At 69.4% G+C, this 20,513-nt stretch carries 24 protein-coding genes; 8 read left to right on the top strand and 16 right to left on the bottom strand.

What is annotated here, in order from left to right:
* Position 1 precedes the first annotated feature (1 nt).
* On the top strand, positions 2-931 hold the full coding sequence (locus ASC61_RS14325) for a glutathione S-transferase family protein (RefSeq protein ID WP_442854220.1): 930 nt from the start codon (positions 2-4) through the stop codon (positions 929-931).
* On the opposite strand, the gene ASC61_RS14320 is transcribed toward ASC61_RS14325, so the two are convergent.
* The 4 genes from ASC61_RS14320 to ASC61_RS14305 form a co-directional block, all read right to left on the bottom strand.
* Entirely contained in the window at positions 917-3,145 is a 2,229-nt protein-coding gene (locus ASC61_RS14320; protein WP_157439503.1) for a transglutaminase TgpA family protein, read from the bottom strand. The two genes, ASC61_RS14325 and ASC61_RS14320, sit on opposite strands and share 15 nt — an antisense overlap.
* Complete coding sequence (locus ASC61_RS14315) at positions 3,132-4,394, bottom strand: DUF58 domain-containing protein (RefSeq protein ID WP_056212997.1); 1,263 nt, start codon at positions 4,392-4,394, stop codon at positions 3,132-3,134. The genes ASC61_RS14320 and ASC61_RS14315 overlap by 14 nt, the downstream gene beginning before the upstream one ends.
* Positions 4,395-4,399: 5 nt before the next feature.
* Positions 4,400-5,338: an AAA family ATPase gene (locus tag ASC61_RS14310; protein WP_056212995.1), complete on the bottom strand. Its 939-nt coding sequence runs from the start codon at positions 5,336-5,338 to the stop codon at positions 4,400-4,402.
* Positions 5,339-5,453: 115 nt separating this feature from the next.
* Complete coding sequence (locus tag ASC61_RS14305; RefSeq protein WP_056212993.1) at positions 5,454-5,999, bottom strand: hypothetical protein; 546 nt, start codon at positions 5,997-5,999, stop codon at positions 5,454-5,456.
* A gap of 104 nt (positions 6,000-6,103) precedes the next feature.
* Between ASC61_RS14305 and ASC61_RS14300 the strand changes: the two genes are divergently transcribed.
* Both ASC61_RS14300 and ASC61_RS14295 read left to right on the top strand, forming a co-directional pair.
* On the top strand, positions 6,104-6,589 hold the full coding sequence (locus ASC61_RS14300; RefSeq protein ID WP_056212991.1) for a flavodoxin family protein: 486 nt from the start codon (positions 6,104-6,106) through the stop codon (positions 6,587-6,589).
* Positions 6,590-6,627: 38 nt separating this feature from the next.
* Positions 6,628-7,347 (top strand): hypothetical protein, encoded by a 720-nt coding sequence (locus ASC61_RS14295; RefSeq protein ID WP_157439502.1) that lies wholly within the window; start codon positions 6,628-6,630, stop codon positions 7,345-7,347.
* Between the two features lie 56 nt (positions 7,348-7,403).
* On the opposite strand, the gene ASC61_RS14290 is transcribed toward ASC61_RS14295, so the two are convergent.
* Both ASC61_RS14290 and ASC61_RS14285 read right to left on the bottom strand, forming a co-directional pair.
* Positions 7,404-8,423, bottom strand: coding sequence for a PHP domain-containing protein (locus tag ASC61_RS14290; RefSeq protein ID WP_056212987.1), 1,020 nt, complete (start codon positions 8,421-8,423; stop codon positions 7,404-7,406).
* 9 nt (positions 8,424-8,432) lie between these two features.
* The gene (locus ASC61_RS14285; protein WP_235503563.1) at positions 8,433-9,236 is read right to left on the bottom strand and encodes a pentapeptide repeat-containing protein; all 804 of its coding nucleotides are present in this window, start codon (positions 9,234-9,236) and stop codon (positions 8,433-8,435) included.
* Positions 9,237-9,261: 25 nt separating this feature from the next.
* Between ASC61_RS14285 and ASC61_RS19800 the strand changes: the two genes are divergently transcribed.
* On the top strand, positions 9,262-9,528 hold the full coding sequence (locus ASC61_RS19800) for an acylphosphatase (protein ID WP_056215711.1): 267 nt from the start codon (positions 9,262-9,264) through the stop codon (positions 9,526-9,528).
* Between the two features lie 80 nt (positions 9,529-9,608).
* Positions 9,609-10,046: a hypothetical protein gene (locus tag ASC61_RS14275; protein WP_056212985.1), complete on the top strand. Its 438-nt coding sequence runs from the start codon at positions 9,609-9,611 to the stop codon at positions 10,044-10,046.
* A 21-nt stretch (positions 10,047-10,067) separates the two neighbouring features.
* On the opposite strand, the gene era is transcribed toward ASC61_RS14275, so the two are convergent.
* From era to ASC61_RS14245, 6 genes are read right to left on the bottom strand one after another with little or no spacing between them, the layout of a single operon-like run.
* The gene (gene era, locus ASC61_RS14270; protein WP_056212983.1) at positions 10,068-10,985 is read right to left on the bottom strand and encodes a GTPase Era; all 918 of its coding nucleotides are present in this window, start codon (positions 10,983-10,985) and stop codon (positions 10,068-10,070) included.
* Positions 10,982-11,311 carry a hypothetical protein gene (locus ASC61_RS14265; RefSeq protein WP_056212981.1) on the bottom strand — a complete coding sequence of 110 codons (330 nt, stop codon included), beginning with the start codon at positions 11,309-11,311 and terminating at the stop codon, positions 10,982-10,984. The genes era and ASC61_RS14265 overlap by 4 nt, the downstream gene beginning before the upstream one ends.
* Entirely contained in the window at positions 11,295-12,602 is a 1,308-nt protein-coding gene (locus tag ASC61_RS14260) for a hemolysin family protein (RefSeq protein WP_056212979.1), read from the bottom strand. The genes ASC61_RS14265 and ASC61_RS14260 overlap by 17 nt, the downstream gene beginning before the upstream one ends.
* Positions 12,603-12,612: 10 nt before the next feature.
* Positions 12,613-13,089, bottom strand: a complete 477-nt coding sequence (gene ybeY / locus ASC61_RS14255) for an rRNA maturation RNase YbeY (RefSeq protein ID WP_056212977.1) — start codon at positions 13,087-13,089, stop codon at positions 12,613-12,615.
* Positions 13,067-14,095 (bottom strand): PhoH family protein, encoded by a 1,029-nt coding sequence (locus ASC61_RS14250; protein WP_056212975.1) that lies wholly within the window; start codon positions 14,093-14,095, stop codon positions 13,067-13,069. The genes ybeY and ASC61_RS14250 overlap by 23 nt, the downstream gene beginning before the upstream one ends.
* Positions 14,096-14,136: 41 nt before the next feature.
* Complete coding sequence (locus ASC61_RS14245; RefSeq protein WP_056212973.1) at positions 14,137-14,619, bottom strand: RrF2 family transcriptional regulator; 483 nt, start codon at positions 14,617-14,619, stop codon at positions 14,137-14,139.
* 90 nt (positions 14,620-14,709) lie between these two features.
* Between ASC61_RS14245 and ASC61_RS14240 the strand changes: the two genes are divergently transcribed.
* Positions 14,710-15,444, top strand: coding sequence for an SDR family oxidoreductase (locus tag ASC61_RS14240; protein WP_056212971.1), 735 nt, complete (start codon positions 14,710-14,712; stop codon positions 15,442-15,444).
* Here the strand turns inward: ASC61_RS14240 and ASC61_RS14235 are convergent.
* From ASC61_RS14235 to hrcA, 3 genes are read right to left on the bottom strand one after another with little or no spacing between them, the layout of a single operon-like run.
* Positions 15,441-15,791, bottom strand: coding sequence for an HIT domain-containing protein (locus ASC61_RS14235; RefSeq protein ID WP_235503562.1), 351 nt, complete (start codon positions 15,789-15,791; stop codon positions 15,441-15,443). The genes ASC61_RS14240 and ASC61_RS14235 overlap by 4 nt on opposite strands.
* Positions 15,792-15,822: 31 nt before the next feature.
* Entirely contained in the window at positions 15,823-16,971 is a 1,149-nt protein-coding gene (gene dnaJ, locus ASC61_RS14230; protein ID WP_056212967.1) for a molecular chaperone DnaJ, read from the bottom strand.
* 29 nt (positions 16,972-17,000) lie between these two features.
* A complete protein-coding gene (hrcA, locus tag ASC61_RS14225; protein ID WP_056212965.1) occupies positions 17,001-18,017 on the bottom strand; it encodes a heat-inducible transcriptional repressor HrcA in 1,017 nt (338 codons plus the stop codon).
* A gap of 75 nt (positions 18,018-18,092) precedes the next feature.
* Between hrcA and ASC61_RS14220 the strand changes: the two genes are divergently transcribed.
* Complete coding sequence (locus ASC61_RS14220; RefSeq protein ID WP_056212963.1) at positions 18,093-18,536, top strand: hypothetical protein; 444 nt, start codon at positions 18,093-18,095, stop codon at positions 18,534-18,536.
* A complete protein-coding gene (locus ASC61_RS14215; RefSeq protein WP_056212962.1) occupies positions 18,529-19,362 on the top strand; it encodes a DUF3097 domain-containing protein in 834 nt (277 codons plus the stop codon). Before ASC61_RS14220 ends, ASC61_RS14215 begins: the two co-directional genes overlap by 8 nt.
* On the opposite strand, the gene ASC61_RS14210 is transcribed toward ASC61_RS14215, so the two are convergent.
* Positions 19,349-20,446, bottom strand: a complete 1,098-nt coding sequence (locus ASC61_RS14210; RefSeq protein ID WP_056212960.1) for a CHAP domain-containing protein — start codon at positions 20,444-20,446, stop codon at positions 19,349-19,351. The genes ASC61_RS14215 and ASC61_RS14210 overlap by 14 nt on opposite strands.
* Positions 20,447-20,513: the final 67 nt, after the last annotated feature.

Raw genomic sequence — 20,513 nt, 5'->3', positions numbered from 1 at the left:
CATGAACTACATCCCCGACCGCATCAGGCGCGACGGCCGGGACGGGTGGCCCGTCGAGGCCGGTCGCTATCGACTGATCGTGGCCCGCGCCTGCCCGTGGGCCAACCGGTCGATCATCGTGCGCCGGCTGCTCGGGCTGGAGGACGCGATCTCGATCGGCTACTGCGGGCCGACGCACGACGAGCGCAGCTGGACCTTCGACCTCGACCCCGGCGGCGTGGACCCGGTGCTCGGCATCGAGCGGCTGCAGCAGGCGTTCTTCAAGCGCTACCCCGACTATCCGCGCGGCATCACGGTCCCGGCGATCGTCGACGTCCCGACGGGTCAGGTCGTGACGAACGACTTCCCGTGGATCACCCACGACTTCGCGACCGAGTGGACCGAGTTCCACCGCGAGGGTGCCCCCGACCTCTGGCCTGCCGACGTCCGCGACGAGATGGACCAGGTCATGCAGCGGATCTTCACCGAGGTCAACAACGGGGTCTACCGCTGCGGCTTTGCCGGATCTCAACAGGAGTACGAAGCGGCGTACGACCGGCTGTTCACGGCGCTGGACTGGCTTGAGGAGCGGCTCGCGACCCGCCGCTTCCTCATGGGGGACTCGATCACCGAGGCCGACGTGCGCCTGTTCACGACGCTCGCGCGCTTCGACGCGGTCTATCACGGCCACTTCAAGTGCAACCGCCAGAAGCTCACGGAGATGCCGGTCCTGTGGGCGTACGCGCGGGACCTGTTCCAGACGCCCGGATTCGGGGAGACGATCGACTTCGACCAGATCAAGACGCACTACTACGTCGTGCACTCCGACATCAATCCGACCGGCATCGTGCCCAAGGGCCCGGAGCCCGAGCTCTGGCTCACCCCGCACGGCCGCGAAGAGCTCGGCGGGAATCCTTTCGGAGAGGGGACGGCTCCCCTACCCGAGCGTTGACACCGGCTGCAGCGGGCCGTCCGGCACGTACGCTCGCCGGCCCGACAACGAGCGGGGCAGCGCGATCGCCCGCCACCGTTCCTTGCGAGACGCACCGGCGGCCAGGGAGTCGATGACGGCCCGCAGGTCGTCGGCGCCGTCGCCCTCCTGGACCGCCGCGCGAGCGAACCGCGCCCGCTCGATGCGCTGGAGCAGGCGGCCGAGCGCCTCGTGGTCGATGCCGTCGCGGGCCCCGAGCCGGGTCGCGAACCCCCGCGGGGTGTCGGTCGGTGAGAACGGGACACCGAAGTCGCGCGCCGTGTCCTCGAGCTCTCGCCACAAGGGCTCGACCGACGAGCCGGCCCGGCCGAAACGCCAGCGACGGCGGGCCCAGCGGAGCAGCGCCGGGATGCCGACGAGCAGCAGCAGCGCGGCGAACGTGATGAGCGCAGTGCGGGGTGCGGTCTGCGATGCCTCCGACGTCGTGGCGCCCGTGCTGTCGACGTTGTTGGTCTCCTCGCGCACGGCGCCTCGAGGGCTGTTGGCGACCTCGCCTCCGTCGGTGCTGGTCGAGGACGAGCCCGGCTCCCGAAAGGACGTCGCCGAACCGATGCTCGGGGTGGGCTCGAACCCGACCCAGCCGATGCCCTTGAAGTAAATCTCGGTCCAGGCGTGCAGGTCGTCCGACGTCGCCTCGTACTGGTTCTGGCCGTCCTTGATGCCCACGACGCTGCCCGGCGCGTAGCCGACGGCGATCCGGGACGGGATGCCCAGGGTGCGAGCCATGACGGCCATCGCCGACGAGAAGTGCACGCAGTAGCCGGACTTCTTCTTGAGGAACTCCGCGATGACGTCGACGCCGTTGCCGTCGTAGCCGTCGGCGACCGGAGCGGTCTCGGAGTAGGCGAATCCGCCGTCGTTGCGCAGATAGTCCTGCAGGGCGACGGCTCGGTCGTACTCGTTCGTGGCGTCCGCGGTGACCTTGCGGGCGGTCTCCCCGATGATCGCCGGCGTCTTTGGGGGAAGCTTGGTCTCCTCCTGGAGGAGCAGATCAGCCGGACTGGTCGTGATGGCGCGCATCTGGGTGGCAGTCGGCTGGACGTCGAGGCTCGTGACCGAGTACTTCTGGCCGCGGGTGTCATCGTCGGTCGAGATCATCGTGAGGCCGAATCCGTCCAGCCACTTGCCCTTCAGGCCGGTGACCTTGGTCATCGGATAGGGCAACGGCAGCATCGTCGTCTTGAGCTGCCGGATCGTGATGGTCGTCAGCTCCTTCTCGACCTTGATGCCAAGAGCCTTGATCGCCTCCTCGCCCTCGGGAGCGGCGAACTGCTGGTTGGTGCCGGGTTTCCAGGTCTTGCCGGTGAAGTTCCGCAGCGTCGCGACCTTGAGGTAGGGCGCCTCCGGCAGGCCCGTCGTGTAGGTCAACGCCGTCGTGGTGCCGTTGCGCCGCAGGTTCTGCCCGAGCTCGAGCATGGGATTGATGCCGCGGCCGAAGACCGCCGGCGGCGGCTTGCCCCAGGAGGTCGCGACCGCACTGACGTCGGGCGAGAACAGCGGGAACGCGACCGACGCCGCGAGCGCGGCGGTGGCCAGGACGACCGCCGGGCCACGCTGGCGGCGCGCGAGCGTCCCTCCGAGCGCCGTCCTGGACCGCAGGATCACAAGCCACAGGGCGGCCACCACGACGAACAACCACATCGACGGGGTGTCGCCGGAGATCAGCGCCGGGGTGGCGAACACCGAGAGCAACAGCAGCCCGATGCCCGATGCGGCGCGGCGGCGCTGGAGCAGGACGTCAGCGACGATGACGAGCAGCCCGAACGAGCTCGCGATCACGAGAACCACGGGTTTCGCGGCGGCAACCGGGGCCTGCTCCTCGATGATGATGTCCTGCGCTGCCGACGCCAGGTTGCCCAGCTCGCGGAACGTGTCGAAGGTCGGGACGATCCCGATCAGCGTGCCGGGCACGAAGATCCAGGCGAGGGCCAGCAGCTCCACGACGATGGCGATCGGGGCGACCCAGCGGAGTCCGACTGCGCGGAGCACGGCGCACGCCAGCCCCGTGAGCGTGGCCACCAGGATCGTCGTGATCCACCAGTCGTTGCCGGTGATCACACTGCGAAAGCCCGACAGCAGCAAGGCGAACGCCACGCCGATGACGAGGTGGTCGAACCACGTGTCACGCGCGGTGCGGTGGGTGACGCGTTGCGTCGAAGCCTCAGCCCGCAGCATGCGCACGCTTCCCGTCGAACTCGCTCCACAGCTCGCGGATGTCGTCCTTGGGGCCGTAGGTCACGACCCGCCAGCGCGCATCCTCGAGGATCCCGCGCGCCTCGGGCGAGGTGTTGGACGTGACCAGCGCCAGCACGGCACGGGAGGTCGTCATGACGTGAGCCCAGTGCTGCGCCCGCTCGACGCTCACGCGGCCCAGCACCATGAACACGGCGCGCTCGGGCGCCACCCGCCGATCGTTGTCATGCTCCTCGGGGTCGATCACCGCGAGGTCGACCATGGCGTCCTCGAGCGTGTCCTGCCCGTCGGCGATGAAGCGGTCGATCCCTGTGCCGTTGGACTGCAGCACCACGACATATCCGGCCTTGACCAGGTGCGCGGTGATCGAGGCCGTCGCGACGACGCACCACTCGAACACCGACGAGAACTCCCACTGTCCCTGACGGTCCTGGGCCGTGCCCTGGCTGGCGGGCTCGCAGTCGAGGACGACCGCAGCCCGAGGCGTGAGCTGTTGCTCTTCCTGCCGGACCATGAGCTCGCCGCGGTGCGCCGTGGCCTTCCAGTGGAGCCGCTTCATGGCGTCGCCGGGCAGGTAGTTTCGGGCGATGACGTCGTCCTCACCGAGTCCGACGTGCTGCGGCGCAGGTCGGGTCGCCCCGTCCTCGCTCGTCCCGCGCGGCGCGATGGGCCGCAGGTCGACTCGCCTCGGCAGCACGGTCAACATCTCCGGGCTGCCGAACGTGTGGCGGCGGAAGACCAGGCCGAAGGGGTCCAGGACGTTGACGCGCAGCGGCCCGATCGGGTGGCGACCCCGCCGCAGGCCCTGCAACGCGTACGAGAACGACACCCGCGAATCGGTGCCATGACTGCCGCCCAGCGCGGGCAGGATGCCCGAGGCGTCGCCCGAGATGCCGTGCGGCAGGTCGTCGGACCACCTGGCCTCGAGGCACGGCAGGACCGAGAGGTTCGTGATGCGTACGGTCGAGCGGGACATCTGTCCCGGGGGCACGACCTGCGGCGCGAACGAGCGCTCGATGCGTACGCGTGAGTGGCCGGCAAAGACGAACACGGCGGAGAACAGGACCAACCCGATCAGCAGGCCCGTGACGTAGAGCAACGCCGGCAGCGACAGCATCGGGGCGGCCACGAAGCTGGCCAGGCCCGCGACGAGGAACCCGAAGCCGCGCCGCGTGAGCACGACCGAGCTCGCCGCCCGTCTGAGGCGGCCGGCGGGACTCTCGCTCGTCATGCCGGTCAGCTCGGCTGGACGGCGCCGGCCGGGACCGGCGTTTCGGCGATGATGCGGTCGACGATGTCCTCGACGCTGGAGGCACCTCGCATCGGGATCAACCGGTGTGGCAGTACGACCGGAGCGAGCGCGTCGATGTCGTCCGGCAGGACGTAGTCGCGGCCCTGGATCGCCGCGCGCGCCTTGGCCGCACGGACGAGCTGGAGCGTCGCGCGCGGGCTGGCACCGAGGCGCAGGTCTGCGTCGACGCGGGTCGCCTGGGTGATGTTGACGGCGTAGTGCTCGACGGCCGGGGAGACGTAGATCGCCCGGGCAGCAGCGATCATCGACTGGACGTCCTCGATCGACGCGACCGACTCGAGGCCGTCGAACGGGTTCTCGGCGTCGCGGCCCCGCACCATGGCGAGCTCGGCGTCGGTGTCGGGGTAACCCATCGAGATGCGGGCCATGAAGCGGTCGCGCTGTGCTTCGGGCAACGCGTACGTGCCCTCCATCTCGTAGGGGTTCTGTGTCGCGACGACCGTGAACGGGCTCGCCAGGACGTACGTCGTGCCGTCGACCGTGACCTGGCGCTCCTCCATGGCCTCGAGCAGCGCCGACTGCGTCTTGGGCGAGGCACGGTTGATCTCGTCGCCGATGACGATGTTGGCGAACACCGCGCCGGGCTTGAACTCGAACTCGCGGTCGGCCTGGTTGTAGACCGATACGCCCGTGATGTCGGACGGCAACAGGTCAGGGGTGAACTGGATGCGTCGCACCGAGCAGCTCACCGACCGGCCGAGGGCCTTGGCGAGGACGGTCTTGCCGACGCCGGGCACATCCTCGATCAAGAGGTGACCTTCGGCGAGAAATACGACCAATGCGGCCTCTGCGGCCTCGGGCTTGCCGTCGATGACCTTCTCGATGTTGGCGAGAATGGCCCGCGCAGCTGTCTCGAACTCCATACGTGATGGTAGTCACATGAAGCCAAATACGCAGTGGATATTCGCTTGCGAGAGGGCATCCAGTGCGCGTCCTGGCGGCGGGCCTGGCTGACGTGATCCAGCCGTACGAGAGCGGTCAGAGGTTGTCTGCCACCGACTTCGGGAGCTTGAGGCAACCAGTGCCGACCTTGAGGCTGACCGCGACGAGCGACGGGTCGCCTGCCGCTTCCTGCACCGTCGCCCACCCCGTCACCCGCACGCCGGTGGACGTCTCGGTCGTCACCATGATCCGGTCCGGGTCGGTGAGCTCGACCGACCACCCCTGCTCGTCCCACGCTTGTCGCACCCGGGACACGACGTCCTCGAGCTCCACCCCGCTGGTGACGAACGAGCCACCGATCTCGAGCTCGCGGAACTCCTTGCCGTACGCCTCACCGCAGGTCACGTCGCGGACCCGGTCCCCGTTGCGGATACCGCCGCCCTCGACCGCGTCCGTGGCTGAGGCGGCCGCGGCGTCGAAGCCCGACTTGACGTCCGAGCGCGTGCCAGAGAACGCCTTGGCGTCGGCGATCGTCGTGAACTTCAGCGGTGTGTCGGTGTGGCCGCAGCCAGCCATCAGCACCAGAGCCAGGCACGCGAGCAGGGGCCGAACCGGCCGACGTACGTACGCCGTCATCGCCATGGCGACACCTCATCCCCCGGTCAGTGTGCGACTGATGTCGCGAACCTACTCGATGCCGCGGTTCGGCACCGGGTGCGCCCGCGTCGGTTGACTAGTCTCGTGCCATGGCACGGTTGCTGATCGTCCACCACTCCCCTACGCCGAACCTGCGACGGATCACCGACGCCGTGGTCGAAGGTGCGACGGATGACGCCATCGAAGGCGTGGACGTCATCATTCGTCCGGCGCTGGAGGCCAACGCCGACGATGTGCTCGGCGCTGACGGCTACCTGCTCGGCACCAGCGCGAACTTCGGCTACATGAGCGGGGCCCTCAAGCACTTCTTCGACACCATTTTCCTCGAGGCGGGTGGGTCGCTCGCGGAGGACGGTTCTGCGGGCCGGGGCGCCGACGGCAAGAAGCCGTACGGACTGTGGGTGCATGGCCGCTACGACACGACCGGTGCCGTGCGATCCGTGCGGAGCATCGTGCAGGCACTGGCGTGGACGCAGTCCGCCGAGATCCTCGAGATCATGGGGGACGTCGCCGACGCCGACCTCGAGGCAGCACGAGACCTCGGCGGCACCCTCGCGGCGTTGCTGATGGAATGACTGCGGCTTGACGCACGCGGGACACTGGAGGGGTGACGATGAACGTGCCTGAGGCCCTGCCGACGTTGTCCGCCGGCTCCCACGACGCCGATCACGGCGAGGCGTGCGTGATGGAGTACGTCGCGCTGCTCGCCGGCGAGGCGTGGAGCGACCGACCCGAGTGCACCCACCCGATGCTGGCCCACGAGGCCAGGACCACGAACGACCTCCTGCGTGACGGCGACCGCCCACGTCTGGTGCCGTTGATCGGCCGCCTGTTCGGGACGACGGAGGACTCGCCAGAGCTGCGCGCCAGCCTCCGCATCGAGCAGGCGCGCCAGGTCACGGCGCTGCTGGAGCCGGGAGCGCGGAGCCGCGTCACCGGCGCGATCGACGAGGCGGAGGCCTGGTTGAGCCGCGAAGGCGACTCCACCGACGTACGCCGGGCAATCGACGAGGCGATGGCCTGTCCGCGGCAGCCTGGCGACCTGGACGCCGCGCACACGAGCTTCCACCTCAACGCGTCGCGGGTGTTCGCGTTCGTCATGACACCGGATCTCGAGCCCGCCGAGGCGTACGCCGCCAAGGCCCTCGTCGTTGCGCACCGCGTGGCCGCGTCTGGTGAGTGCCGCGCCGACTGCGGCAACGAGCCGGCGCGGGCCCGGCGCATGGTCAAGGACCTGACGCGCCTGATCGACGTCTACGACGAGGTCACCGGGCGAGACGCGACGCCGCCCACCCAGGTCACGGTCTCAGAGCTCGCCCAGAGCCTCCACTGAGTCCGAGCCCGTGCTCCCAGTCCCGGACAGCACGGCCTTGTATGGGCGAGAAGGCGTCAACGTTTCGCGTGTGACCATTCCAGCAGGCGCTCGACGGGCCAGGTCGTGACGATGCGGGACGCCGGCACCTTGTTGGCCGCCGCGCGTTCGGCACCGTAGTCGAGGAAGTCGAGCTGCCCAGGCGCGTGCGCGTCCGTGTTGATCGCGAAGAGGCAGCCGTAGTCGAGCGCGATCTGGATCAGCCGGCTCGGCGGATCGCGACGCTCCGGCCGGGAGTTGATCTCGACCGCGACGTCGAACTTCTCGCACGCGGCGAACACGATCTCAGGGTCGAACCGCGACTGGTCGCGGCCACCACGCGACCCCGCGACAAGGCGCCCGGTGCAGTGTCCGAGCACGTTGGTGTGGGGGTTGGCGATCGCGTTGACCATCCGCCGGGTCATCAGGTCGCGGTCCATCTTGAGCTTGGAGTGCACGCTCGCGACGACGACGTCCAGCCGCCCCAGCATCTCGTCGGTCTGGTCCAGCTCGCCGTCGTCGAGGATGTCGACCTCGATGCCGCTGAGCAGCCGCAGGTCGTCGTGCTCGGCATCGACCTCGGCGATCACGTCGAGCTGCTCGGCGAGCCGCTCGGCACTGAGCCCGTTGGCGATCGTCAGCCGGGGCGAGTGGTCGCTCATGACCTGGTAGTCCCGGCCACGCCACACCGCCGCCCGGGCCATCTCGGCGATCGACGAGCCTCCGTCGGACCAGTTGGAGTGGCTGTGCAGGTCGCCGCGCAGCTTGGCCCTCAGCGTGGTGCCACCCGCCGCAAGAGGCTTCTGACCTCGCTCCCGCAGATCGACGAGGTAGCCGGGCACGTCGCCCGCCACAGCCTCGGCGATGATCCCGAACGTACGGTCACCGATCCCCTTCACGCGTTTGAGGCTGCCGTCCTTCACCTGCCGGCTGAGCTCGTCCGGTGACAGGTGCTCGATCGCAGCCGCGGCCTTGCGGAAGGCCTCGACCCGGTAGGTCTTGGCGAGCTCCCGCTCGAGCCAGAACCCGATCTCCTTGAGCGCGTCGACAGCCTCCATGTGTCCTTCCTACCCTGCCCAGTGCTCAGGTCGCACGAGCACGCTGGGGATCTTCGTGCGTACGCTCCCCCGCGCCGAGTTGACCTGGGTCTGGGTGAGGAACAGGCTGCCGGTCAGGTCCGCGCCACCGAGGTCGGCGTCTCTCAGATCGGCGCCGATGAGGTCTGCCGCCCGGAGATCCGCGTCCCGCAGGTCCGCTGCGATGAGCAACGCGCCACGCAGGTTCGCGCCACGCAGGTCCGACTTCGCGAGCTTGGCGCCGATCAGGTCGGCTCCGCGGCGCTCGGGCCCGCGGTGCTCGGCCCGTACGAGCTCACTCGTGCGCTGCAGCAACGGATCGACCACGGCCCGGTGACCCGGGAGGCTGAGCGCCGCCAGCGCGCCGGCGTCCGTACGCGCGAGGGCCTCGGTCTCGGCGTACGCGATCTCGAGGTCGGGGCGCAGCTGCTCGGCGGCGGGCACGGTGAGCGCCTCAGCGAGATACCAGAGCATCTCGTGCAGCTGGCGCATGACCGGGAGAGCAGCGAACATCGCGGCGGAGGTCTCCGGCGCCTCACGCCAGCTCGTGCCGCCGAACGTGTGCTGGGCGATGCGTTGGCCGGCGCCGAAGCAGTCGTACACGGCGGAGCCGCGGAATCCCTCGTCGCGGAGGGATGCGTGGATCCCGCAGCTGAAGTCGGTTGCCAGGTTGACGCACGGCTCACCGGGCGACTTGTCGATCGGGAAGTCCGCCGACTTCTCGAAGGCGAGTGCCACGCAGCACAGCCCGAAGCAGCTGCTGCAGTCGGCGACGAGCTCGAGGCGGCGGTCCACGCGGGGAGCCCAATACGCTGGAGCGATGATCCGCCGACGCGTCGTGGTGCACGGGGCCGTGCAGGGCGTCTTCTTCAGGGCCTCGTGCCAGCAGGAGGCTTCGAGGCTCGGCGTCGCAGGCTGGGTCGCCAACCGGCCGGACGGCGCCGTCGAGGCGGCGTTCGAGGGCGAGAGCGGGGCCGTCACGGCGCTGGTCGACTGGTGCCGACAAGGCCCGCCACGTGCCGAGGTCGAGGCAGTCGACGTGACCGACGAGGAACCTGAAGGCATCCGCGGTTTCGACGTCCGCTGAGATCCACCACCGGGACGACCGCATCTGCGAGAGGATCGAGTGCACCGGCACATTCGGCCGCACGAGGCGAAGGATGCAGCATGCCCAAGACCCAGTTCACGGTTCACACGACGCTGTCGCCGGGCGAGGTCCTCGGCCTGCTGACCGACTTCGGCCCCGAGCGGCCGGAGAAGTGGCCGAACATCGACGACGCGCACTTCACGGTGCACGAGCTCGGCGCCACCACGGCCGACGTCACCGAGGGCAACTCGATGGGCTGGGAACGCAGCCACTACGCGTGGGACAGCACCGCCGGCACCGTCACGGTCGACACGGTCGAGTCCAACCTCTGGGGACCCGGCAGCGGATGGCTGTACGAGCTCACGGCGGCGAACGGCGGCACGGACGTGCACGTCGTCCTGACCCGCAAGGGCAACTCGCTCAAGGGCAAGCTGATCGGCGCGCTGATCCCGGTCGTCGGCGCCAGCGCACTCGGCAAGCAGCTGAAGTCGGTGCTGCGCAAGGCCGAAGCAGCCTGATCCCGGCTGGCGAGCTGACGGTCAGAAGCCGAGCTTGCGCAGCTGCTTGGGGTCGCGCTGCCACTCCTTGGCGACCTTGACGTGCAGGTCGAGGTAGACCGGCGTGCCGAGGAGCTTCTCGATCTGTGAGCGCGAGTTGGTGCCGATCTCCCGCAGACGGGCACCCTGCTTGCCGATGATGATGCCCTTCTGGCTGTCGCGCTCGACGTAGACGTTGACGCGTACGTCGATCAGTGGCTTGTCCTCGGGCCGGTCAGGACGCGGGACCATCTCGTCGACGACGACGGCGATCGAGTGCGGGAGCTCGTCGCGTACGCCTTCGAGTGCGGCCTCGCGGATGATCTCGGCGATCAACGTCTCCTCGGGCTCGTCCGTGAGCTGGCCCTCGGGATAGAGCGCCGGCCCTGCGGGCAGGGTGCCGATCAGCAGGTCGGCGAGCAGGTCGACCTGGTCGTTGGCGACTGCCGAGACCGGGATGATCTCCTGCCACTGCAGGCCCGCGTCGATGCCGGCCTGCTGGATCTGGAGCAGGTGGTCGCGCAGCTTGTCGGGCTTGACGAGATCGGTCTTGGTGGCGATCGCGAAGACCGGCTTGCGGCGGATCTGCGCGAGCTCACGGATGAGGAACTTGTCGCCTTCGCCCACGGTCTCGTTGGCGGGCAGGCACATGCCGATCGTGTCGACCTCGGACCACGTCGACCGGACCAGCGCGTTGAGGCGTTCGCCGAGCAGCGTGTGCGGCTTGTGCAGTCCCGGGGTGTCGATCAGGACGAGCTGCGCCGCCTCGCGGTTGACCAGTCCGCGAATCGCGTGGCGGGTGGTCTGCGGCTTGGACGAGGTGATGGCGATCTTGCCGCCGACGAGGGCATTGGTCAGCGTGGACTTGCCGGCGTTGGGACGGCCGACGAAGCAGGCGAAGCCCGACTTGAACTCGGTCATGACTCCTGCACCGCCCCCACCGTGCCACCGGCGTCGGCGACGAACACGCTGACGCCCGAGCCGGCGAGGTCGCGTACGGCCGTCGTGTCGACCGACGCGGTGTCGGTCACCACCGCAGCACCCTCGAGCCCCTTGGCGCCGGACGACACCGCCATCGCGACCGCGAGGTCGAGCGCCGCCACCCGGAGCGACTCGAGCGCCACGGTCGATGCCGCGTACGTACGACCGTCGAGGTCGCGCACCGCCGCACCCTCGGCAGCGCCGTTGCGGGCTCGCGAGGCACGCGCGAGCGTCACCAGCTTGGCGTCCTCAGGACTGAGTTCCATGGTCCGAACCTCTCGATGCTGTGGTGTCTGCGGGGTGGTCGATGCGACTCACGTGGACGCGGCCGATGCGGTTGCGGCGGCCCGACGGACCCTCGGCCTCGAACCTCAGGCCCTCGACCTCCACGACGCTGCCACGGATCGGGACCTTGCCGAGATGCTTGGCCATGAGCCCGCCGACGGAGTCGACGTCCTCGTCCTCGATGGGGATGTCGAACAGGTCCTCGAGGTCGTCGACCTCGAACCGCGAGCTGAGGCGCCACGAGCCGTCGGGCAGCTGTTCGCTCTCCTCGGGCTCGGTGTCGTACTCGTCGGTGATCTCGCCGACGATCTCCTCGACGATGTCCTCGATCGTGACCATCCCCGAGGTGCCGCCGAACTCGTCGACGACGATCGCCACGTGGGTGCGCTCGGCCTGCATCTCCTTGAGCAGGTCGTCCGCGTGCTTGGTGTCGGGCACGAACAGGCACGGCCGGGCGATCGACTCGATGCGTTCGGAGGTCTCCGCGTCATGCTTGTCGAAGACGCGCTTGGTGACGTCCTTCAGATAGGCCATCCCCACGATGTCGTCGAGGTTCTCGCCGACGACCGGCATGCGTGAGTAGCCGCTGCGCAGGGCCAACGACATCGCCTGCCGCAGGGTCTTGTTGCGCTCGATGAACACGAGATCGGTGCGAGGCACCATGACCTCGCGAGCGATCGTGTCGCCGAGCTCGAACACCGACTGCAGCATCTTGCCCTCGTCGGACTCGATGACCGAGCTCGCGGCGGCCAGGTCGACGAGCTCCCGCACCTCGACCTCGGAGGCGAACGGGCCCTCGCGGAAGCCCTTGCCCGGCGTCACGGCGTTGCCGAGCAGGATCAGCAGCTGCGGGATGGGGCCGAGCAGCCGGGTCAGCCCGATGACCGGGAGCGCCGAGGCGAGCGCGATGGACTCCGCGTGCTGCCGGCCGAGCGTACGGGGGCCGACGCCGATCAGGACGAAGCTGACCACGACCATGATGCCGACGGCGATGAGCAGCCGGCTCCACAGCCCGTCGACCTGGTCGGCGACGACCAGCGCGACCAGCACGACGCTCGACGTCTCGGCGACGACGCGCAGGAGCAGCACCGAGTTGAGGTAGGGCGCGGGGTCCTCGAGGATCTGCGCGAGCCGGCCCGCTCCCCCGCGACCCTCGTCCTCGAGCTCCTCGGCCCGGGCCTTGGAGAACGCGGAGATCGCCGCGTCGACGCTGGCGAGGGTGCCCGCGACCAGCGCAAGGACCACCGACACGACGATCGGCGCCCAGCTCATCGTGGGCTCGTCACGGTTGTTCGGGGTCCTTGCCGTCAGCAGCCTGCTGCCACTCGAGCAGCAGCCGGCCCTGGATGCCGAACATCTCCTTGTGCTCCTCGGGCTCGGCGTGGTCGTAGCCGAGGAGGTGCAGGATGCCGTGCACCGTCAGCAGGTCGATCTCGTCCTGCGTCGTGTGACCGGCGGCGGGCGCCTGCTGCTCGGCGACCTGGGGGCACAGGGCGATGTCACCGAGATAGCCCTCGGGACTCTCGGCGTCGTCGCGGCCGGGCGTCAGCTCGTCCATCGGGAACGACAGCACGTCGGTCGGCCCCTTCTTGCCCATCCACTGCTCGTTGAGCGTGGCGATCGTGTCGGGGTCGACGAGGCGTACGGTCAGCTCGGTCGCCGGGTGGAGGCGCATGCGCCGCATCGTGAAGCGGCACAGCCGGGTCAGGCCGACGACGTCGACGTCGGCGCCGGACTCATTGAGTACGTCGACGTTCATGCGGCTCTGCACCCGCCTCGGCCACGCGGCTGCGCTGGGGCCGGTCGGCCTCGAACGAGTCGTATGCCGCGACGATGCGGCCGACGAGCTTGTGCCGGACCACGTCGTTGGCGGTCAGCTGCGAGAAGTGGATGTCGCGCACGTCGTCGAGGATGTCCTGCACGACGCGCAGTCCACTCTTGGTGCTGGACGGCAGGTCGACCTGCGTGACGTCACCGGTGACGACGATCTTGGAGCCGAAGCCCAGGCGCGTCAGGAACATCTTCATCTGCTCCTGCGTCGTGTTCTGCGCCTCGTCGAGGATGATGAACGCGTCGTTGAGCGTGCGGCCGCGCATGTAGGCCAGCGGTGCGACCTCGATGACCCCGGACGTCAGCAGCTTGGGGATCGTCTCGGGGTCGATCATGTCGTGCAGCGCGTCGTAGAGCGGGCGCAGGTAGGGGTCGATCTTCTCGCCGAGCGTGCCGGGCAGGAAGCCGAGGTGCTCACCGGCCTCGACGGCGGGTCGGGTCAAGATGATGCGGGTGACTTCCTTGGCCTGCAGCGCCTGCACGGCCTTGGCCATCGCGAGGTAGGTCTTGCCGGTGCCGGCCGGGCCGATGCCGAACACGATGGTGTGGTTGTCGATCGCGTCGACGTAGCGCTTCTGGTTGACCGTCTTGGGCCGGATCGTGCGACCGCGGTTGGACAAGATGTTGAGGCTCAGCACCTCGGCCGGCTTCTCCTCGGTCTCGGTGCGCAGCATCGTGATGCTGCGCTCGACCGTCTCGCGAGTGAGGTTCTGGCCGGTGCGCACGATCGTCACGAGCTCGTCGAGCAGGCGCTCGACCATCGCTGCCTCGGCAGGCGATCCGGTCACCGTGATGGTGTTGCCACGCGCGTGGATGCGCGCCTCGAAGGAGTCTTCGATGAGGCGCAGGAATTCGTCGGCGGGCCCGAGCAGGGCCACTGCCGGAACGCTCGACGGGATCGTGAACGTGTGAGCAGGTGTGGTGTCTTCAGTCATGTGGTCTCAATCGTACGCAATCGCAGTGACAGCGTGCGAATTCACTGGGTGCTCGGCGCAGCCAGCCAGTGGCGCACGGTGTCCCACGTGCCCGGGAGATTGGCGTCGACCGTCGCGGCGAGGTCGCCGATCGTCACGCCGCGCAGCGAGTCACGCCACGCGCGCTCGGCGTCGGCCATGACCTTGGCAATGCCGCACGGCACCTTGCACGCCTCGCCCGTCGTCGGCAGCGGCCCCTGCTGTCGGATCTCGGTGCACCGGAACGCCGCCTCGGGGCCGTCGACCGCACGTACGACGTCGTACACCGTGACCTCGGAGGCGGGTCGCGACAGCTCATAGCCGCCGTCTCGGCCCTCGACCGCGTGGATCAGCCCCGCCTTGGAGAGCGCCTGCAGGTGCTTCGCGAGGTACGTCTTGGAGACGCCGTGCAGCTCGGCCAGGCGGTGTGCCGGCACCGGGGCGCTCGCGGTGCTGAGCACGGAGCAGCAGTGCAGGGCCCATTCGACTCCGGCCGACATCTTCATGGGCCCGACTATACCCGGACACCGAATATCTGAGTATGATCAAGACATACTCGGACAACATGTGTCCGACTCAACGAGAGGATTCACATCATGCGCATTGCCGTCGCAGGCTCGACCGGACTCGTCGGACGCAACGTCGTCGCCGCCGCCACCGCCGCGGGCTACGAGGTCGTCGGGCTCGCCCGTGAGAACGGAATCGACCTCACCTCTCCCGATGGTCTCGCCGAGCGCCTCGTCGGCGTCGACGCCGTCATCGACGTCACGGCGAGCCCGGGCATCGACGAGGAGGCGTCCACGAAGTTCTTCACCACGGTCGCCCGCAACCTGGGCCAAGCGGCTACGGAGGCCGGCGTGGCGCGGACCGTCGTGCTCTCGATCATCGGTGTCGACGCGATGCCCGACTACGGCTACTACCTGGCCAAGCTCGCCCAGGAGAAGGCGGTCATCGAGCACGCACCCGGTGCGCGCATCCTGCGTGCCGCGCAGTTCCTCAACTTCCCCGCGCAGATGCTCGAGTGGTCCCGTCAGGGCGACGTCGTGTCGCTGCCGGAGATGAAGACCCAGCCGGTCGCCGTCGAGGAGATCGCCAAGCTGCTGCTCGCCCTCGCCGACGGCACCGAGACGCGTACGCGGGTCGAGCTGGCCGGGCCGAAGCCCGAGGACCTTGCCGACCTCGTCCGCCAGCTGATCGCCCACCGCGGTGAGCAGCTGACCGTCGAGACGTCGGTCCAGAGCCAGGCGATGGCCGACGGAGCCTGCCTGCCGGGGCCGGACGCAGTCATCGCGGGCCCGGACTTCGCCACCTGGCTGGCCGAGCAGGACTAGCCGGGCGGCCAGCCGAGCGCGCGGCCGGCCAGCACGTGGGCGTGGCAGTGGAACACCGTCTGGTGGGCGTCCGCCCCCGTGTTGAAGACCAGCCGGTAGGACCCGTTGCCCTCGGTCTCGGCGATCTGCTTCGCCTCGGCGAGCAACGCGATCGTGGCCTCGGCATCGGCCGCCGCAAGGCTGCCGATGTCGGGCTCGTGCCGCTTGGGGATCACCAGCACGTGGGTGGGCGCCTGCGGGTCGAGGTCACGGAACGCCACGGTGTGCTCGGTGGTGGACACGACGTCGGCAGGGATGTCGCCCGCGACGATCTTGCAGAAGATGCAGTCCGGATCAGGCGTGCTCACGTGCATCTCCTGTCGCTGCCAGCTCGCCGGCTCACTTGAACGCGTCCTTGATCTTGCCGAAGACACCCTTGTGGTTGTTGGCGATCAGGGCCTCGGGACGCTCTTCGTCGCGGAGCTTGGCCAGCTGCACCAACAGGTCGCGCTGCTCGTCGTCGAGCCGGGCCGGGGTCTCGACGATGACCTGCACCTTGAGGTCACCGCGACCGGAGCCCCGCAGGCGCGGCACGCCGTGCCCCTTGATCGTCAGGGTGTCGCCGGACTGCGTGCCGGGCGCGACGTCGAGCTCGACCGTGGTCGAGCCCTCGGGTGGCTCGGGCAGGTCGGCCTCGAGGGTCGGGAGGTCGAGGTGGGTGCCGAGCGCAGCCGCCGTCATCGGCACCGTGATCTGGCAGAACAGCTGGTCGCCCTTGCGCTGGAAGACCGGGTGGCGGGCGACGTTGATCTCGAGATAGAGGTCGCCGGCCGGTCCCCCGCCGGGTCCGACCTCGCCCTCGCCCGACAGCTGGATGCGCGTGCCCTGGTCGACACCGGCCGGGATCGTGACCGAGATCGAGCGGCGCGAGCGGACCCGGCCCTCGCCGGCGCACTCGGGGCACGGGTCGGGGATGACGGTGCCGAAGCCATGGCACGTCGGGCACGGGCGCGACGTACGGATGTCGCCGAGCAGCGAGCGCTGCACGTGCTGGACGTCGCCGTGACCGTGGCACGTGCGGCAGGTGACCGGCCGTGAACCGTTGGCCGCACCGCTGCCCTTGCACGTCGTGCAGGTGACGGCGGTGTCGACCTTGATCTCGTGAGTGACACCGAACGCCGCCTCGGCGAGGTCGACGTTGAGCCGCAGCAGGGCGTCCTGGCCACGCTGCGTGCGGGGCCGGGGGCCGCGGCTGGCGTTCTGGCCGAAGAACGCGTCCATGATGTCGTCGAAGTTGAAGCCCTGGCCGCCGAAGCCGCCACTGCCGTGGGCGCTCAACGGGTCGCCACCGCGGTCGTACGTCGAGCGCTTCTGCGGGTCCGAGAGCACCTCGTAGGCGACCGTGACCTCCTTGAAGCGGTCGGAGGCGTCCGGCTCGCTGTTGACGTCCGGGTGCAGCTGGCGCGCGAGCTTGCGGTAGGCCTTCTTGATCTCCTCGGCGGTCGCTTCGCGCCCGACGCCGAGCGTTGCGTAGTAGTCCTGGGCCATCAGTCGTGGGGTTCCTTGATCACGTGGGTTCAGTTGTCGGCCAGCATGCGGCCGACGTAGCGGGCGACGGCGCCGACGGCGGCCATCGTTGCGGGATAGTCCATGCGGGTCGGCCCGACGGTGCCGAGCGTGGCGAGGGCCTGGTCGTCCAGCCCGTACGCCGAGGAGACGACGGCCGTGCTCGACAGGCTCTCGTGGCCCGTCTCGCTGCCGATGCGCACCGTCAGGCCGCCGGTGGCCTCCCCGAGCAGCTTGAGCAGCACGACCTGCTCCTCGATCGCCTCGAGGACCGGCTTGATCGCGGTGTCGAAGTCGCTGCCGAAGCGTACGAGGTTGGCCGTGCCGCCGACCGCGATGCGTTCGTCGGAGCGCTCGTTGGTGAACGTCTGCGAGAGGGTCGTGACGATCGAGGTGACGATCGGGCGGTCGTTGGGGGCGAACGTCTCGATCATGTCGGCCAGCCGGAGCGACGCCTCGGGCAGCCGCTGGCCGACCGTGGCCTGCGTGATCCGCGAGCGGACGTCGCTGACGAGCTGCTCGTTGGGGGTCTCGACGAGCTCGATGATGCGCTGCTCGACCCGGCCGCTGCTCGTGATGACCACGAGAAGGACCCGCGCCCCCTCGAGGGCGACGACCTCGATGTGGCGCACGGTCGAGCGGGTCAGCGAGGGATACTGCACGATCGCGACCTGGTTGGTGAGCTGGGCCAGGACGCGCACGGACCGCTGCACGACGTCGTCGACGTCGACCGCGCCGGTCAGGAACGTCTCGATGGCCCGGCGCTCGGCCGGCGACAACGCCTTGACCGTCGCGAGCCGGTCGACGAACATCCGATAGCCCTTGTCGGTCGGGATGCGGCCGGCGCTCGTGTGGGGCTGCATGATGTAGCCCTCGTCCTCGAGGGCCGCCATGTCGTTGCGGATCGTCGCAGGTGACACACCGAGCTGGTGCCGGTCGAGCAGCGAGCGGGAGCCGACGGGCTCCTGCGTGGCGACGTAGTCCTCGACGATGGCTCGCAGCACGTCGAGGCGGCGGTCGTCAGACATTGCCATCCTCCAATCACCGAGTCGCTCTCCGCGAGCCTGCTGGCACTCTCCCTGGTCAAGTGCCAGTCTAGCGATGTGCGGGGAATCCAGACGAATGACGACGGCACCATCGTGGTCGAGGGCGCTGAGCGCACCCTGACCTACGCGCCCCGCCTCGTGACCCTCGACGACGGCACGACGGTGGCCCACGAGTCACAGGGCGGCGAGATGTCCTCCGTCTGGGCCACTGATCTCGGCGGCGACTGGTTCGTCGAGGTGGCGCACCTCGGTGACGGTCCCGTCGGCGGCGAGCTCGTGATGACCGCGACCCACATCGGCCTGGACGAGACGGTCCGCTACGTGACGATCGGCGACCTGTGGGCCGACGAGCTGCCCTCGGACGTGCCCCCGAGCTGGCCCGTCGCTGTCGATCTCGCGCTCGGCCTGATGGAGGGCGACGTACACGTCATCGGGGCCGACATCACCAAGGACGACGTCGAGACGCTGCACCAACGACTTCTGGGGGCACTTCATGGTTGACCGCTACGGCACCGACGTCTTGTCGAGCGACTGGCGCAAGCCGCCGCGCGGGCGTACGACCGAGGTCGTCGTCGAGCACGGCATGGTCGTCGAGGACGCCACGACGGGCTTCTGCGGCGAGGTCATGATCATCGAGAAGGACCTCGGCATGATGATCCTCGAGGATCGCCGGCTCGTGCGCCGGTCGTTCCCGTTCGGGCCCGGGTTCCTGCTCGACGGCAAGCCGGTCGACCTGCGTCCCCCGTCGGCGGCGACCAAAGCCACCTCCGGGCGTACGGCATCGGGTTCCCGCGCCGTCGCCGGCGCCAAGGCACGGGTCGCGCTGCCGAGCCGCATCTACGTCGAGGGGCGCCACGACGCCGAGCTCGTCGAGAAGGTGTGGGGCGACGACCTGCGCATCGAGGGCGTGGCCGTGGAGTACCTCGGCGGCATCGACGACCTCTCGTCGATCGTCGAGGAGTTCGCGCCGGGACCCGAGCGCAGGCTGGGTGTCCTGGTGGACCACCTCGTGCCTGGGTCCAAGGAGACCCGCATCGCGCAGCTGGTCTCCGGACGTCCGCACGTGCTGGTCGTGGGGCATCCCTACGTCGACGTGTGGCAGTCGGTCAAGGCCGATCGCCTCGGCATGGCGGCGTGGCCCGTGATCCCCCGCGGCACGGACTGGAAGCACGGCATCTGCGAGGCGCTTGGCTGGCCGCACCGCGACCAGGCCGACATCTCCCGCGCGTGGAAGCACATCCTCGGCCGGGTCGACTCCTACGCCGACCTCGAGCCGGCCTTCCTGGGCCGCGTCGAGGAGCTCATCGACTTCGTCACCGCACCCTGAGATAGACCGTCCGGCTGCTCGCGGTGAACGCCACCGATCGGCGATAGCGCACGCTGATCGCCCAGCGCCCCTTGCGCTGTCGCGGCAGGGTGACGGTCTGGCGCGTGCCGCTCGTCATCGTCACCCGCTTCAGCAACGTCGGGCCGCGCATGACGTCGACCGTGCCGCTCGCCCGTGTCGGGGTGACGCTGATCCGCAGCTTGGGGAGCTGGCTCCGGGCGATCGACGAGTCCGCGAACGAGGCGTGTGTCGCCGACGTGGCCCGGACCGTCACGGTCCGCTGCCCGAGCAGGACATCAGCGCCTGCGGTGCCCGGGGTGTTGAGGGCGTACAGGAACATCGAGGTGGGTCCCCTGGTGCCCACAAGACTGATGCGGTGGAAGCGGAAGAACTCGCTGTCGAACGTGTAGGTCTCCGCGCCCGGCGTGCCCCGCGGTCCGCCGAGACTCACGAGGTAGGTCCGGTCTCCGGCCTGCGCGTCGGGGTCGGTCGCCGATCCCCAGAAGTCGAGCGTGCCGGCATCAGGCGACGTGACCGACGTGAACTCCCCCGACGGCGACCCGTCCGACGCCGGATAGTGGATGAAGCCGGACGGCCACGTTCCGTCCAGCCGCGTCATCAGGCGCCACCGGAAGTCACCGTCGAGGTTGTCCTCCGACACCAGCACGGCACCCGGCAGCACCGCCTCGACGTACGCGACATGCCCCGACGTCGCCGAGGCTCCGCCGACGCCGGCGTCCCACCAGGCCACCGCTCCGACAGCCGGTTCGTCATCGACCGGGATGCCCGCGTGAACGGCTGCCGGGCCCCACGTGAGGGCGCTGTTGGTGCCCGGCGGACGGGCGGCGAGCCGGCCGTGCGTCAGCCGGTACGCCACGTAGTTGGTGCAGTTGTGGCCGCCCTTCATGCCCCAGAACGACGTCAGGAAGACGGCGCCGTAGCCGCCATTCGTACGTCCGGCCGCCAGGCATCCGGTGAATCCCGTGCAGAGCACGGACGCTGCCTGTGCCGGCGCAGCCCACAGTGTCATGACCATCGCGACCGCCAGTCCCAGCAGTCGCACCGGCCCATGCGCGTGGCGCATAGCTCCCTCGCCGTTTCTCCCCCGAGCTCCCAGGGTCCACTCCCATAGACCCACTCCCTGTTGGGAG

Origin of the sequence: Aeromicrobium sp. Root344, assembly GCF_001425755.1 — a bacterium.
Classification (GTDB): Bacteria; Actinomycetota; Actinomycetes; order Propionibacteriales; family Nocardioidaceae; genus Aeromicrobium.
Note: the sequence above shows the minus strand (reverse complement) of the source record. Positions and strands in the feature narration are given on the sequence as shown.